Consider the following 13,874-nt stretch of genomic DNA (forward strand, 5'->3'; position numbering starts at 1 on the left):
ACATGAGAATACTCAAACCCCCGGTCGGCTCCCCGACCGGGGGTTTTGCTTTTCCGGGCCCACGAAACATACCGATTACCTTGAGGACAGCGTCATGAACCACACCACCTACTACCGCACCTATGCATGGCGATTTAGCCAGTTCCGTTCGGGCCAGCCTGCCGCCTCCGTTCGGTCGATTTCCGGTGGCAATGCCGCACAGACACCCCATTTGACGATCAGTCGAACACCTCTATAGGGCCGACCGCGCGGGCCAGAACCCGCCGTCCGCCCAGGGAAAAAACGCCATGCAAGCCTCGAATCTCGCCCTGCCCCTGACCCAGCCGCACGCTGCCAACACCACCGTCAGCCAGCGCCTGCCCAGCCCGCACCTGCTCAAGCAGCAGATGCCGCTGTCCAGCGAACTCACCCAGCAAGTCCATGCCCAGCGCCAGGCGATCCGCGCCATTCTCGAAGGCCGCGACGAACGCCTGCTGGTGGTGGTCGGCCCCTGCTCGATCCATGATCCGCGCTCTGCCCTCGAGTACGCCGACCGCCTGGCCGCGCTCAGCCGCGAGGTCGACGACAAGCTGCTGCTGGTGATGCGCGCCTACGTGGAAAAACCGCGCACCACCGTGGGCTGGAAAGGCCTGGCCTACGATCCGCACCTCGACGGCAGCGATGACATGCACGCCGGCATCGCCCTGTCCCGCGGCCTGATGCTGGGCATGCTCGAGCGCGGCCTGCCGATCGCCACCGAGCTGCTGCAGCCGATGGCTGCCGGCTACTTCGACGACCTGCTGGGCTGGGCCGCCATCGGCGCGCGCACCACCGAGTCGCAGATTCACCGCGAGATGGTCAGTGGCCTGGAGCTGCCGGTCGGCTTCAAGAACGGCACCGACGGCGGTATCGGCATCGCCTGCGACGCCATGCGCAGCGCCGCCCACCCGCATCGTCACTTCGGCATGGACACGCAGGGCCACCCGGCGATCATCGAGACCCTGGGCAACCCCGACACCCACCTGGTGCTGCGCGGCGGGCACAAGGGCCCGAACTACGACGCCCAGAGCGTCGCCCTGGCGCGTCAGGGTCTGGCCAAGGCAGGTCTGGCGCCACGCATCATGGTCGACTGCAGCCACGCCAACAGCGGCAAGGATCCGGCGCGCCAGCCGGCGGTGTTCGAGGACGTGCTGGCCCAGCGCCTGGGTGGTGACCGCTCGCTGGTCGGGGTGATGCTCGAGGGCCACCTGTTCGACGGCTGCCAGACCCTCGGCAAGGGCGCGCTGAAGTACGGTGTGTCGATTACCGACGGCTGCCTGGGCTGGGACGCCACCGAGGCGCTGCTGCGCGACGCCACCGCGCGCCTGTGAGGCCCTGCGGCAAGCCTGGCGAGACAGGGCACGAACAAGTGCGCTAGGCTTGCCTTTTCGAACCTAAGGAGCAGTACCCATGGCCCGAGCCACCGCCCGCCACATCCTGGTTGCCAGCGAAGACAAGTGCAACGAACTCAAAGCGCAGATCGAAGCTGGCGCCGACTTCGCCGAAGTCGCCAAGGCCAACTCTACCTGCCCATCCAGCCGCCAGGGCGGCGACCTGGGCTCGTTCGGCCCGGGCCAGATGGTTCGCGAGTTCGATACCGTGGTCTTCAGCGCGCCGCTGAACGTCGTCCAGGGCCCGGTGAAGACCCAGTTCGGCTACCACCTGCTGGAAGTGACCAGCCGCCAGGACTGATCCGGCATTGCCGTGCTCGTTCCTGTAGGAGCGAACGTTGTGGGAGCGGGCTTGCCCCGCTCCCACAAAAGCCGTTTCGACATGATCATGCGCTGTGTGGTTGCAAGTTGCGTGTGCCTGATCCTGCCGTTTTCACTACAGGCCGCCCCCACCCACGCCCTCACCGTCTACGGTGAAGCCCCCCGCTATCCCGCGAACTTCCACCACTTCGACTACGTCAACCCTGGCGCCCCCAAGGGCGGCAGCCTGCGCCGCTCGGCCATCGAGATCGGCCAGTTCGACCATATCCTGCCTTATATCGACAAGGGCATCGGCGTCAGCCAGGTCGACGGCTGGTTATATGCGCCGCTGGCCATACGCTCGCTCGACGAGCCCTACACCGTCTACGGCCTGATCGCCCAGCGCCTGGAGCGCGGCCCCGACGACGCCTGGTTGCGCTTCTACCTCGACCCGCGCGCCACTTTCGCCGACGGCAATCCGGTGCGCGCCGAGGATGTGCGCTTCAGCTACGACCTGCTGATGAGCCAGGGCAGCCTCAAGTTCCGCACCCAGTTTGCCGACGTCGCCGGGGTCACCGTCGAAGGCCCGCGCCAGGTGCGCTTCGACTTCAAGCAGCCCCATGGCCGCACCCTGCCGCTGGAGCTGGCCGGCCTGCCGGTGCTGCCCGAGCATGACTGGCGCCAGCGCGACTTCGCCAACGGCGCCGGCTTCGACAAACCCGTTGGCAGCGGCCCCTATCGCATCGGCAGGATCGACAACGGCCGCAGCATCACCTTCGAGCGCGATGCGAACTGGTGGGCGCGGGACCTGCCGGTCGCACGCGGGCTGTACAACTTCGCCCGCATTAGCGTCGAATTCTTCGGCGACACCGAAGTGGCCCGCCAGGTACTCAAGGGCGGTGGCTACGACTACAACCGCGAGTACTCCGCCACCGCCTACACCCTCGGCTACAACGGCGCGGCCCTGGATGACGGGCGCCTGCGCCGTGCCCACCTGGGCCCGGCCAAGCCGCAGATCGCCCAGGGCTTCGTGTTCAACCTGGACCAGCCGCAGTTCAAGGACCGCCGCGTGCGCCAGGCCCTGGCCATGCTCTGGGATTTCGAGTGGAGCAACCGGCAGATGATGCGCAACATGTACATCCGCCAACAGAGCCTGTACGCCAACACGCCGCTGGCCGCCCGCGCCCTGCCCGACGCAGAGGAACTCAAGCTGCTCGAGCCGCTGCGCGGCCAGGTGCCGGACGAAGTGTTCAGCCAGGTGTTCAATGCGCCAGTCACCGACGGCTCCGGCATCATCCGCCAGCAGCAGTTGCAGGCGCTGGCCTTGCTGCAGGAAGCCGGCTGGCATCCCCAGGGCGATCGACTGGTCAACGCCCAGGGCCAGCCGCTGAGCTTCACCTTCCTCAATGGCCAGTCGGGCCTGGAGCGCCTGCTGCTGCCGTGGAAGCGCAACCTGGCGCAGATCGGCGTCGAGCTGAACATCCGCAACGTCGACGCCGCCCAGTACGTCAACCGCGTGATGGCCCGCGACTACGACATGATCGTCACCGGCTACCCGGTGACCCTGTCGCCGGGCAGCGAGCAGTACAACTACTTCGGTTCCGCAGCGGCCAACGACCCCGGCTCGAACAATCTGATGGTGCTCAAGGACCCGGCGGTGGACCGCCTGCTCGACGGTCTGGTGCGCGCCAACAGCCAGGCTGACATGCTGCGTCACGCCCGCGCCCTGGACCGGGTGCTGCAATGGAACTACTACTGGATCCCCAACTACTACCCGCCTGGCAGCTCGACGGTGTGGTGGAACCGCTTCGGCCTGCCCAAAGTGCAGGCGGCCTATGACGAAGGCCTGGACACCTGGTGGGAAGTCAGCCCACGGGCACTGACCACCCAACAGATGGCCGAGCGCCTAAGGAAAGGGCCATGACCACCTACATCCTGCGCCGCCTGCTGCTGATCATTCCCACCCTGCTGGCGATCCTGCTGGTGAACTTCGCCATCGTCCAGGCCGCGCCCGGCGGGCCGGTGGAACAGGCCGTGGCGCGCCTGCAGGGTATCGGCGGCGGCGCGCCTGGTGCACGGGTCGAGGCGGTGCAAGGCGGGTCCCGCGCCACCCGTGGCCTGGACCCCAAGCTGATCGAGGAGATCAAGCGCCAGTACGGCTTCGACAAGTCCGCGCCCGAACGCCTGTGGCTGATGCTCGGACAGTACGCCCGATTGGACTTCGGGCAGAGTTTCTTCCGCGGCGCCAAAGTCACCGACCTGATCGTGCAGAAACTGCCGGTGACCCTGTCGCTGGGCTTCTGGGCCACGCTGATCACCTACCTGGTGTCGATCCCGCTGGGCATCCGCAAGGCGGTACGCCATGGCAGCCGCTTCGATGCCTGGAGCAGCGCGCTGATCGTGATCGGCTACGCCTTGCCATCGTTCCTGTTCGCCCTGCTGCTGATCGTGCTGTTCGCTGGCGGTACCTCACTCAACTGGTTCCCGGTGCGCGGCCTGGTCTCCGACGATTTCGACCAGCTCAGCCTGCTGGGCAAGGTCGCCGACTACTTCTGGCACCTGGTGCTGCCGGTCGGCGCCCTGGTGATCGGCGGCTTCGCTACCCTGACCCTGCTGACCAAGAACGCCTTCCTCGACGAGATCGCGCGCCAGTACGTGGTCACCGCCCGGGCCAAGGGCCTGAGCGAACGGCGCGTGTTATACGGCCATGTGCTGCGCAACGCCATGTTGCTGGTGGTGGCTGGGCTACCCCAGGCGCTGATCACGGTGTTCTTCGCGGGCTCCCTGCTGATCGAGGTGATCTTCTCCCTCGATGGCCTCGGGCGTATGAGCTACGAGGCAGCGGTGTCGCGGGACTACCCGGTGGTGTTTGGCACCCTGTTCATCTTTACCCTGGCCGGGCTGTTGATCCGCCTGCTGGGCGACCTGTGCTACACGGTGCTCGACCCGCGCATCGACTTCGACGCGAGGGGCCACTGATGTTCTCGCCCATCGCCCGGCGCCGGCTGCGCCGCTTTCGCGACAACCGCCGCGGCTGGATCTCGCTGTGGCTGTTCGCCGGGCTGTTGCTGCTGAGCCTGGGGGCGGAGCTGGTGGCCAATGACAAGCCCTTGCTGCTCGGCTACCAGGGCGAGCTGTACACCCCGGCGCTCAAGCGCTACACCGAGCAGCAGTTCGGCGGGCAACTGCCGTTCCAGCCCGACTACCGCAGCCAATACGTGCGTCAGCTGATCGAGGGCCAGGGCGGCTGGATGCTCTTCGCGCCGATCCCGTTCAGCGCCGACACGCCCAACTACGACCTGCAGGTGCCCACCCCCAGCCCGCCCAGCACGAGCAACTGGCTGGGTACCGACGACCAGGGCCGCGACGTGCTGGCGCGGGTGCTGTACGGCACGCGGGTCTCGCTGCTGTTCGCTTTCGCCCTGACCCTGCTCAGCGTGCTGATCGGCGTCACGGCCGGCGCCCTGCAGGGCTACCACGGCGGCTGGGTCGACCTGCTCGGCCAGCGCCTGCTGGAGGTGTGGTCGGGGTTGCCGGTGCTGTACCTGCTGATCATCCTGTCGGGGTTCGTCGAGCCGGATTTCTGGTGGTTGCTGGGGATCATGGCGCTGTTCTCCTGGCTGACCCTGGTGGATGTGGTACGCGCCGAGTTCCTGCGTGGGCGCAACCTGGAATACGTCAAGGCCGCTCGCGCACTGGGGCTTTCCGATACCCAGGTGATGCTGCGGCATATCCTGCCCAACGCCCTCAACGCGACCCTGACCTACGTGCCGTTCATGCTCACCGGGGCGATCACCACCCTGACCGCGCTGGACTTCCTCGGCTTCGGCATGCCCGCCGGCAGCGCCTCGCTGGGCGAGCTGGTGACCCAGGGCAAGCAGCACCTCGAGGCGCCGTGGCTAGGTTTCACCGCATTCTTTGCCCTGGCGCTGATCCTGTCGTTGCTGGTATTCATCGGCGATGCGCTGCGCGAGGCGTTCGACCCGCGCAGGTGATCGCTTGTACCGGCCTCATCGCCGGCAAGCCGGCTCCCACAGGGTTCGCGCTATCTCTGGAGCCGGCTTGCCGGCGATGAGGCCTTCACGTCCAACCCAAGGCCAATACATGCACGACAACCTCAAGGACTACCCCCAGGTTCGCCAACTGGCCATACGCTCGCTGTTCGAGATCATCGAGCAGTCCAGCGAAGGCACGGTGATCGTCGACCGCCAGGCGCGCATCGTCTGGATGAACGAGCGCTATGCCCGCCGCTTCGGCCTGGAGGACGCCGCCAGCGCCATCGGCAAACCGTGCGAGACGGTGATCCCCGGTAGCCTGATGCGCGAGGTGGTGAGCAACGGCAAGCCGATCCTGCTGGACATGCTCGACACGCCGAACGAACCGCTGGTGGTGATGCGCCTGCCGATCCACGACGACCAGGGCGCGCTGATCGGCGCCATCGGCTTCGCCCTGTTCGACGAGCTGCGCAGCCTGTCGCCGCTGCTCAAGCGCTACGCCAGCATGCAGCAGGAGCTGGCCTCGACCCGCTCGCAACTGCGCGCGCGCCAGGCCCGCTACAGCTTCGCCCAGTTCGTCGGCAGCAGCCCCGCCTGCCTCGAGGCCAAGCGCCGCGCCCGGCGTGGGGCCGGCAGCGACTCGCCGGTACTGTTGCTGGGCGAGACCGGCACCGGCAAGGAACTGCTGGCCCACGCCATCCATGCCGCCTCGGCCCGCGCGCACAAGGCCTTTGTCAGCATCAACAGCGCGGCGATCCCCGAAGCGTTGCTCGAAGCCGAGTTCTTCGGCACCGCCCCAGGCGCCTTCACCGGCGCCGACCGCAAGGGGCGCAGCGGCAAGCTGCAACTGGCCGAGGGTGGCACGCTGTTCCTCGACGAGATCGGCGACATGCCGCTGACCCTGCAAAGCAAGCTGTTGCGCGTGCTGCAGGAAAAGGAATACGAGCCGGTGGGCAGCAACCAGATGCTGCGCAGCGACGTGCGGATCATCGCCGCTACCTCCATCGACCTGCAGGCGGCCATGGCCCGGGGTGCGTTCCGCGCCGACCTGTACTACCGGCTGAACGTGCTGCCGGTTCAGGTGCCGCCGCTGCGCGAACGCCTGGAGGACCTGCCGGCGCTGTGCGAGGCGATCCTCGCCGAACTGGGCAGCCAGTACGAGCTGGAGGCCGAGGCCCAGGCGTTGTTGCGGCGCCATGCCTGGCCAGGAAATATCCGTGAGCTGCGCAACGTGCTGGAGCGGGCGACCCTGCTGGCGGACCAGCCGCGACTGGGCGTGCATGACCTGGCGAACGCACTGGGGCCGTTGAGCCCGGTGGCATTGGCCGCGCCAGCGCTGGATTACCGCCAGGCATGTGCCCAGTTCGAGCGAGGATTGATTATCGATGCCTTGGCGCGCAGCGCCGGAAACGTGCCGGAGGCGGCGCAGGCATTGGGCTTGGGACGGTCCACGCTGTACAAGAAGATGGCGATTCTGGAAATCGAGTCTCAATAACGAGACTCGCATCTCATTACCGAGATCCGTCCAGGGCTGCGCCCTCTTTCGCCGGCAAGCCGGCTCCCACAGGGGCGTACCGCGATCAACTGTGGAAGCCGGCGATGGATCGCGGCGCGACCCCACTTTCTCAAATCAGAGACACTGAGCTTCAGATAAATAATAAAACTCAATAAATTCAATGACTTAGTAACTTGGCACGATTTCCGCTATCTGCATTCCAACCATAAAAACAACAGTTGGAGATCCCCTTAGGATGACCGTGCTCATCGCCCTGGCCGCCCTGGCCCTGCTGATGCTCGCTGCATACCGCGGCTACAGCGTGATCCTCTTCGCCCCCATCGCCGCCCTCGGCGCGGTGCTGCTCACCGACCCCGCCGCCGTGGCCCCGGCCTTCACCGGGGTGTTCATGGAGAAAATGGTCGGCTTCATCAAGCTCTACTTCCCGGTGTTCCTGCTAGGCGCGGTGTTCGGCAAGCTGATCGAGCTGTCGGGCTTCTCGCGCTCGATCGTCGCCGCCGCCATCCGCCTGCTCGGCACCCGCCAGGCCATGCTGGTGATCGTGCTGGTCTGCGCCCTGCTCACCTACGGCGGCGTGTCGCTGTTCGTTGTGGTGTTCGCGGTATACCCATTCGCCGCCGAGATGTTCCGCCAGAGCGACATCCCCAAGCGGCTGATCCCGGCGACCATCGCCCTGGGCGCGTTCTCCTTCACCATGGACGCCCTGCCCGGCACTCCGCAGATCCAGAACATCATCCCCAGCACATTCTTCAACACCACCGCCTGGGCCGCGCCCTGGCTGGGCCTGATCGGCACGTTGTTCGTGTTCAGCGCCGGCATGCTCTACCTGCAACGCCAGCGCAACAAGGCCCAGCGCAAGGGCGAAGGTTATGGCAGCAACCTGCGCAACGAACCGGAGACCGCCGACGACATCGCCCTGCCCAATCCCTGGCTGGCCCTGGCGCCGCTGCTTCTGGTAGGCGTGATGAACCTGCTGTTCACCCACTGGATCCCGCATTGGTACGGCACCAGCCACACCCTGCAACTGCCGGGCATGGCCGCGCCGGTGCAGAGCGACGTGGCCAAGCTCACGGCGATCTGGGCGGTGCAGGCGGCGTTGCTGGTGGGCATCCTGATGGTGCTGGTGTGCGCCTTCGGCACCATTCGCCAGCGCCTGGCCGAAGGCACCAAGAGCGCGGTGAGCGGCGCCTTGCTGGCAGCGATGAACACGGCCTCGGAATACGGCTTCGGCGCCGTGATCGCCTCGCTGCCTGGTTTCCTGGTACTGGCCGACGCCCTGCGCGGCATCCCCAACCCGCTGGTCAACGAAGCCATCACCGTCACCCTGCTTGCCGGCATCACCGGCTCCGCCTCCGGCGGCATGAGCATCGCCCTGGCAGCCATGAGCGACAGTTTCATCGCCGCCGCCAACGCCGCCAACATCCCGCTGGAGGTGCTGCACCGGGTCGCCGCCATGGCCAGCGGCGGCATGGACACCCTACCGCACAACGGCGCGGTGATCACCTTGCTGGCGGTCACCGGGTTGACCCACCGCGAAGCCTACAAGGACATTTTCGGTATTACCCTGATCAAGACCCTGGCCGTGTTCGTGGTCATCGCCACGTTCTACGCCACCGGCATCGTATGAAGGAGAAAAGCATGACGCTCAAAGGCAAGACCGCACTGGTCACCGGTTCCACCAGCGGCATCGGCTTGGGAATAGCCCAAGTGCTGGCCGAGGCCGGCGCCGATATCCTGCTCAACGGTTTCGGCGACCCGGCCGCGGCCATCGCCGAGATCAGGCGGTTCGGGGTCAAGGTCGCCCATCATCCGGCCGATCTGTCCGACGTCGCACAAATCGAGCAAATGTTCGCCCTGGCCGAGCGCGAGTTCGGCGCGGTCGACATCCTCGTCAACAATGCCGGCATCCAGCATGTGGCACCGGTCGAGCAGTTTCCGGTGGAGGCCTGGGACAAGATCATCGCCCTGAACCTCTCGGCGGTGTTCCATGGCAGCCGCCTGGTGTTGCCGGGCATGCGCGCGCGTGGCTGGGGGCGGATCGTCAATATCGCCTCGGTGCACGGCCTGGTCGGTTCCACCGGCAAGGCCGCCTACGTGGCCGCCAAGCATGGCGTGGTCGGCCTGACCAAGGTGATCGGCCTGGAGACCGCCACCAGCAACGTCACCTGCAACGCCATCTGCCCGGGGTGGGTACTGACGCCGCTGGTGCAGAAGCAGATTGACGACCGCGCCGCCGGCAGTGGCGATGCACAGCAGGCGCAACACGACCTGCTGGCCGAGAAGCAGCCCTCCCTCGCCTTCGTCACCCCTCGCCACCTCGGCGAACTGGTGCTGTTCCTGTGCAGCGAGGCCGGCAGCCAGGTCCGTGGCGCCGCCTGGAACGTCGATGGCGGTTGGCTCGCCCAGTAAAGGCTAGAGTGGAACAAGACAAGCCCGTTCCTGTAGCGGAGCGGGCTCGCACCGCGACAAGACTCTCAGCCCTGACCGAGACTTCCGCATGAAAGACGTACTCTGGCGCCCCACCACCACCCAGATCGAAGCCAGCCGGATGGACGCCTTCCGTCGTCGCGTCAACCGGCGTTTCAACCTTCAGCTCGACGACTACGCCGCCCTGCACCGCTGGAGCATCGAGCAGCGCCCGCAGTTCTGGCAGACCCTCGCCGAGTACTTCCATGTGCAGTGGCACACGCCGCCATCGAGCATCCTCGAGGAAGGCGAACACATGGCCGACGCGCGCTGGTTCCGCGGCGCCACCCTGAATTTCGCCGAACACCTGCTGCAGCGCCGCGATGACCGTCCGGCCGTGGTGGCCGTGCGCGAGGACGGCGGCCGCCACAGCCTCACCCACAATCAACTGGCCGCGCAGGTCGCCGGCTTGCAGCAGGCTTTTCGCCAGGCCGGCATCGCGCCGGGCGATCGTATCGCCGCGGTCATGCCCAACACCTGGGAAACCCTGGTGGCCATGCTCGCCGCCACCAGCCTCGGCGCGGTCTGGTCCAGCTGCTCGCCGGACTTTGGCAGCCACGGCATCATCGACCGCTTCGGCCAGATCGCCCCTCGGCTGCTGGTGGTTTGCGCCGGTTATCAATATGCCGGCAAGGTCATCGACCAGGTGGAGAAGATCAACCAGGTCGTGGCCCAGCTACCGAGCATCGAGCAGTTGCTGGTGGTGCCGCATACCCGGCCGCAGACCCGCGCCGATGAGTTCACCGGCAAGCCGACGGCCCTGTGGGCCGATTACTTTACGCCCGGCGGGACGCCGACCTTCGCCGCGCAGCCCTTCGATCATCCGCTGTATATCCTGTATTCCAGCGGCACCACCGGCGTGCCCAAGTGCATCGTCCACCGCGCTGGCGGCGTGCTGTTGCAGCACCTCAAGGAACACGGCCTGCACAACGACCTCAAGGCCGACGATGTGCTGTTCTACTACACCACCTGTGGCTGGATGATGTGGAACTGGCTGGCCAGCGGACTGGCGGTCGGCGCTACCCTGGTGCTGTATGACGGCTCGCCGCTTCACCCCGGGCCCGAGCGTTTGCTCGACCTGATCGATGCCGAAGGCATCCGCGCCTTCGGCACCAGCCCCAAGTACCTCGCCGCCCTGGAGCAGGCCGCTGTGGAGCCGGCGAAATCCCATGGCCTGGGCAGCCTGCGCCTGATCCTCTGCACCGGCTCGCCGTTGTCGCCCCACAGCTACGACTATGTCTACGCCAAGATAAAGGCCGACGTGTGCCTGGCCTCGATGTCCGGTGGCACCGATATCGTCGCCTGCTTCGTGGCCGGCAACCCGCTGCTGCCGGTGCGTCGTGGCGAGATCTCCGGCAAGGGCCTGGGCATGGCGGTGGAAGTCTGGGATGAACAACGCCAGCCGGTCAGCGGCGCGAAAGGCGAGCTGGTCTGCATCCATCCCTTCCCCTCGATGCCGCTCGGCTTCTGGGGCGACGCTGACGGCCAGCGCTACCGTGACGCCTACTTCAGCCAGTTCGAAGGTGTCTGGTGCCAGGGCGACTACGCCGAGCAGGTGCCTGGCAGCGGGCTGATCATCCATGGCCGCTCCGACGCCGTGCTCAATCCCGGCGGCGTGCGTATCGGCACCGCCGAGATCTACCGCCAGGTGGAAAAGGTCGAGGAGGTACTGGAGAGCGTGGCCATCGGCCAGGACTGGAATAACGATGTGCGCGTGGTGCTGTTCGTGCGCCTGCACGACGGTCTGCAGCTCGACGAGGCGCTCAGCCTGCGTATCCGTCAGGTGATTCGCCAGTTCACCACACCGCGCCATGTGCCGGCGGTGATCGTCCAGGTCAGCGACATCCCGCGCACCCTCAGCGGCAAGCTGGTGGAGCTGGCGATCCGCGACGTGGTGCATGGCCGGCCGGTGAAGAACACCGACGCGCTGGCCAACCCCGAGGCGCTGGAGCAGTTCCGCGACCGCCCGGCGTTACGCTGAGGGCGACATCAGGCATAATGTCGCCCTTTTGCCCCGAAGCACAGGTAACCCGATGAAAGCCCAAGCCCGCCACATCCTGGTCAAGACCGCTGACGAAGCCGAAAAGCTCAAGCAGCGCATCGCCAACGGCGAGGCTTTCGACGTGCTGGCGAAGAAATTTTCCACCTGCCCGTCCGGCAAGCGCGGCGGCGACCTGGGTGAAATACGTCCGGGGCAGATGGTCGGCGCCATCGACCAGGTGATCTTCAAGAAGCCCCTGCGGGTGGTACACGGACCGATCAAGAGCAAGTTCGGCTATCACCTGGTGCAAACGTTCTATCGCGACTGAGCCTCGCTCTCGCGCCGTCTCTGCAACAACGCAGGCGATTGCTCGCCACTGGCGACCACGCGCTCCAAACCCTCCTGCACGGCAAGGCTGGCACTTTCCATCTCGGCCACCGCCTTGAGCATTGCTGCGGTATCGCCGCTGGCATGGGCATCGATGGCGTCGAATGCGCAGCGGTGCACGGCGGCATGGGGCGCGTCGATATCCTTGTACCCGGCAAGATGCGCATAGTGCAGCGCCCCGTCCCCCTCGCGATACCACTTGCCCAGGCGACAGTGGGTATGGTCGGTAAAGTCCGAACCGCGCTCCTGCGAAACGCCGAACAGCACCTTGTAGACGCGGAACTTGTAGATCAGGTGATCGAGCTTGGCCAGCTCGCAGAAGCTGCGCAGCGCCGACACCGATGCCGATCCTTCGGCCACCGTTGACATGTCGAGCAACTGGCGCATGGTACTGGCCGCGGACTGGCCGACCCCGCTGTATGACGACGAATGCTCGGCCAGGCTGGCGATATGTCCTCGGCTTTGCGCACTGTCGGCCCGAATGGCCGAGACCAGCGTGCCGATCTCGGCGGTGGCGTCGGCTGTGCGCCTGGCCAGGGTCCTGACCTCATCGGCCACCACGGCAAAGCCGCGCCCGGCATCGCCCGCCCGCGCCGCCTCGATGGCCGCGTTCAGGGCCAGCAGGTTGGTCTGGTCTGCCACCTCGCGGATGATCTCCAGCACACCGCCAACCTGCTGGGCCTGATGATCGAGCCTGCCGACCTTCTCCGACGCCTCGCCGGAGGCATCGGCCAGCTGCTCGAGGTTGGTCGCGATGGCATCGATGCTGGCCTGGTTGCTGCTGGCAATGCCCTGGATGCGGATGGCGTACTGTCTTTCCTGCTCCATGCTGTGGGCGAGGCTGGCGAACGACGTCTGGGTCATTTCCAGGGAATGCGAGAACGCCGAGAGGTTGCCGGCCAGGTGCCCGAGCACCTGGTTCTCTCGCGCCAGTTCCTCAGCCCTTGATTCCGCCTCGCGGACGCGCTGCTCAGATGCCGCCAACTGTGAACGGGAATGCTCCAGGGCGACGTTCAGCTCCTTGATCCGCGGGTCTTGCCGACCTGCCTTGCTCCACCACTTCACACCACGCTCCCGGGATAGACCCACCGCTTGTCACCCGGCGAAAAAGCTCCGGGCAGAAACATGGAAAGGTCTCAGCAAGCGCAAAGCGCGGCAATACTCAGCTGCGATGGAAAACAGCGGATCAGCGACGGGCCGCCAGCAGGCCAAGCCCCGCGCACCCCAGCAGCGAGGCGCTGACCCGGTTGAACATGCGCCGTGGCCCGGGCCGTGCGAACCAGCGCTGCAGGTACGCGCCAAGCCCGGCATAGATGGCGATGGCCGCCCACTCCAGCAACAGGAACAGCACGCCCAGGCGCAGGAACTGTTCACTGACCGGGGTGGCGCTGCCCACGGTGACGAACTGCGGCAGGAACGCGGTGAAGATGAGTATTGCCTTCGGATTGCCCGCCGCGACCCAGAACTCCTGGCGCGCCAGTTTCCAGGTGCCGCGAGGTTGCTCGCCGACCAGCGCCGCCTCGCCGACCGGTGCCCGCCACAGCTGCCAGGCGATATAGAACAGGTAACCCGCGCCCAGCACCTTGATCGCCAGGAACAGGTACTCGCTGGTGTGCAGCACCACGGCCAGGCCCATCGCGGCCAGGGCGATCATGCCGCTGAAGGCGAGCAGGCGCCCGGCACCGGCCACACAAGCGGTGCGCAGGCCATAGCGGCTGGCATTGTGCAGGGACAGCAGGTTGTTGGGGCCCGGCGCCATGTTCAGGGCGAAACAGGCGGGGATGAACAGCAGCAGGCTCGACAGGTCCATTCTTGTTCTC

General features: G+C 66.4%; 12 protein-coding genes and 1 pseudogene. 10 read left to right on the forward strand and 3 right to left on the reverse strand.

Translation table 11 applies throughout. From position 1 onward, the window contains the following. Positions 1-287 precede the first annotated feature (287 nt). The 10 genes from LU688_RS14885 (at position 288) to LU688_RS14930 (ending at position 11,995) form a co-directional block, all read left to right on the forward strand. The gene (locus tag LU688_RS14885; protein WP_160291239.1) at positions 288-1,349 is read left to right on the forward strand and encodes a 3-deoxy-7-phosphoheptulonate synthase; all 1,062 of its coding nucleotides are present in this window, start codon (positions 288-290) and stop codon (positions 1,347-1,349) included. 79 nt (positions 1,350-1,428) lie between these two features. After that, positions 1,429-1,710 (forward strand): peptidylprolyl isomerase, encoded by a 282-nt coding sequence (locus LU688_RS14890; protein WP_094009975.1) that lies wholly within the window; start codon positions 1,429-1,431, stop codon positions 1,708-1,710. Positions 1,711-1,797: 87 nt separating this feature from the next. Then, complete coding sequence (locus LU688_RS14895; RefSeq protein WP_371920602.1) at positions 1,798-3,633, forward strand: extracellular solute-binding protein; 1,836 nt, start codon at positions 1,798-1,800, stop codon at positions 3,631-3,633. Beyond that, positions 3,630-4,688, forward strand: a complete 1,059-nt coding sequence (locus tag LU688_RS14900; protein WP_094009977.1) for a microcin C ABC transporter permease YejB — start codon at positions 3,630-3,632, stop codon at positions 4,686-4,688. The genes LU688_RS14895 and LU688_RS14900 overlap by 4 nt, the downstream gene beginning before the upstream one ends. Then, positions 4,688-5,704 (forward strand): ABC transporter permease, encoded by a 1,017-nt coding sequence (locus LU688_RS14905; RefSeq protein ID WP_094009978.1) that lies wholly within the window; start codon positions 4,688-4,690, stop codon positions 5,702-5,704. The genes LU688_RS14900 and LU688_RS14905 overlap by 1 nt, the downstream gene beginning before the upstream one ends. A gap of 109 nt (positions 5,705-5,813) precedes the next feature. Continuing rightward, on the forward strand, positions 5,814-7,199 hold the full coding sequence (locus tag LU688_RS14910) for a sigma-54 interaction domain-containing protein (protein WP_104443805.1): 1,386 nt from the start codon (positions 5,814-5,816) through the stop codon (positions 7,197-7,199). A gap of 256 nt (positions 7,200-7,455) precedes the next feature. Beyond that, a complete protein-coding gene (locus tag LU688_RS14915) occupies positions 7,456-8,847 on the forward strand; it encodes a GntP family permease (RefSeq protein ID WP_038706178.1) in 1,392 nt (463 codons plus the stop codon). Positions 8,848-8,858: 11 nt separating this feature from the next. Next, positions 8,859-9,629: a 3-hydroxybutyrate dehydrogenase gene (hbdH, locus tag LU688_RS14920; RefSeq protein WP_104443804.1), complete on the forward strand. Its 771-nt coding sequence runs from the start codon at positions 8,859-8,861 to the stop codon at positions 9,627-9,629. An 88-nt stretch (positions 9,630-9,717) separates the two neighbouring features. Continuing rightward, on the forward strand, positions 9,718-11,667 hold the full coding sequence (locus LU688_RS14925) for an acetoacetate--CoA ligase (protein ID WP_232888139.1): 1,950 nt from the start codon (positions 9,718-9,720) through the stop codon (positions 11,665-11,667). A gap of 52 nt (positions 11,668-11,719) precedes the next feature. Then, positions 11,720-11,995 (forward strand): peptidylprolyl isomerase, encoded by a 276-nt coding sequence (locus LU688_RS14930; protein ID WP_013972552.1) that lies wholly within the window; start codon positions 11,720-11,722, stop codon positions 11,993-11,995. Here LU688_RS14930 and LU688_RS27990 read toward each other — a convergent pair. From LU688_RS27990 to LU688_RS14940, 3 genes and pseudogenes are all read right to left on the reverse strand, one after another. After that, positions 11,983-12,441, reverse strand: a complete 459-nt coding sequence (locus LU688_RS27990) for a CZB domain-containing protein (protein ID WP_390899040.1) — start codon at positions 12,439-12,441, stop codon at positions 11,983-11,985. The two genes, LU688_RS14930 and LU688_RS27990, sit on opposite strands and share 13 nt — an antisense overlap. 36 nt (positions 12,442-12,477) lie before the next feature. Then, positions 12,478-12,717 (reverse strand): annotated as a pseudogene (locus LU688_RS27995) (methyl-accepting chemotaxis protein); the annotation flags it as partial. Positions 12,718-13,240: 523 nt separating this feature from the next. Beyond that, positions 13,241-13,864 carry a LysE family translocator gene (locus LU688_RS14940; RefSeq protein ID WP_094009983.1) on the reverse strand — a complete coding sequence of 208 codons (624 nt, stop codon included), beginning with the start codon at positions 13,862-13,864 and terminating at the stop codon, positions 13,241-13,243. Positions 13,865-13,874 lie beyond the last annotated feature (10 nt).

This window comes from Pseudomonas soli, assembly GCF_021283165.2.
GTDB lineage: Bacteria > Pseudomonadota > Gammaproteobacteria > Pseudomonadales > Pseudomonadaceae > Aquipseudomonas > Aquipseudomonas soli.

Excerpts from the sequence above, each read along its gene's own strand:
- LU688_RS27990 (WP_390899040.1), bottom strand. The coding sequence starts at position 12,441 with ATGCGCCAGTTGCTCGACATGTCAACGGTGGCCGAAGGATCGGCATCG.
- LU688_RS14940 (WP_094009983.1), bottom strand. The coding sequence starts at position 13,864 with ATGGACCTGTCGAGCCTGCTGCTGTTCATCCCCGCCTGTTTCGCCCTG.
- LU688_RS14885 (WP_160291239.1), top strand. The coding sequence starts at position 288 with ATGCAAGCCTCGAATCTCGCCCTGCCCCTGACCCAGCCGCACGCTGCC.
- LU688_RS14890 (WP_094009975.1), top strand. The coding sequence starts at position 1,429 with ATGGCCCGAGCCACCGCCCGCCACATCCTGGTTGCCAGCGAAGACAAG.
- LU688_RS14915 (WP_038706178.1), top strand. The coding sequence starts at position 7,456 with ATGACCGTGCTCATCGCCCTGGCCGCCCTGGCCCTGCTGATGCTCGCT.
- LU688_RS14925 (WP_232888139.1), top strand. The coding sequence starts at position 9,718 with ATGAAAGACGTACTCTGGCGCCCCACCACCACCCAGATCGAAGCCAGC.
- LU688_RS14905 (WP_094009978.1), top strand. The coding sequence starts at position 4,688 with ATGTTCTCGCCCATCGCCCGGCGCCGGCTGCGCCGCTTTCGCGACAAC.
- LU688_RS14900 (WP_094009977.1), top strand. The coding sequence starts at position 3,630 with ATGACCACCTACATCCTGCGCCGCCTGCTGCTGATCATTCCCACCCTG.
- LU688_RS14930 (WP_013972552.1), top strand. The coding sequence starts at position 11,720 with ATGAAAGCCCAAGCCCGCCACATCCTGGTCAAGACCGCTGACGAAGCC.
- LU688_RS14895 (WP_371920602.1), top strand. The coding sequence starts at position 1,798 with ATGCGCTGTGTGGTTGCAAGTTGCGTGTGCCTGATCCTGCCGTTTTCA.
- hbdH (WP_104443804.1), top strand. The coding sequence starts at position 8,859 with ATGACGCTCAAAGGCAAGACCGCACTGGTCACCGGTTCCACCAGCGGC.
- LU688_RS14910 (WP_104443805.1), top strand. The coding sequence starts at position 5,814 with ATGCACGACAACCTCAAGGACTACCCCCAGGTTCGCCAACTGGCCATA.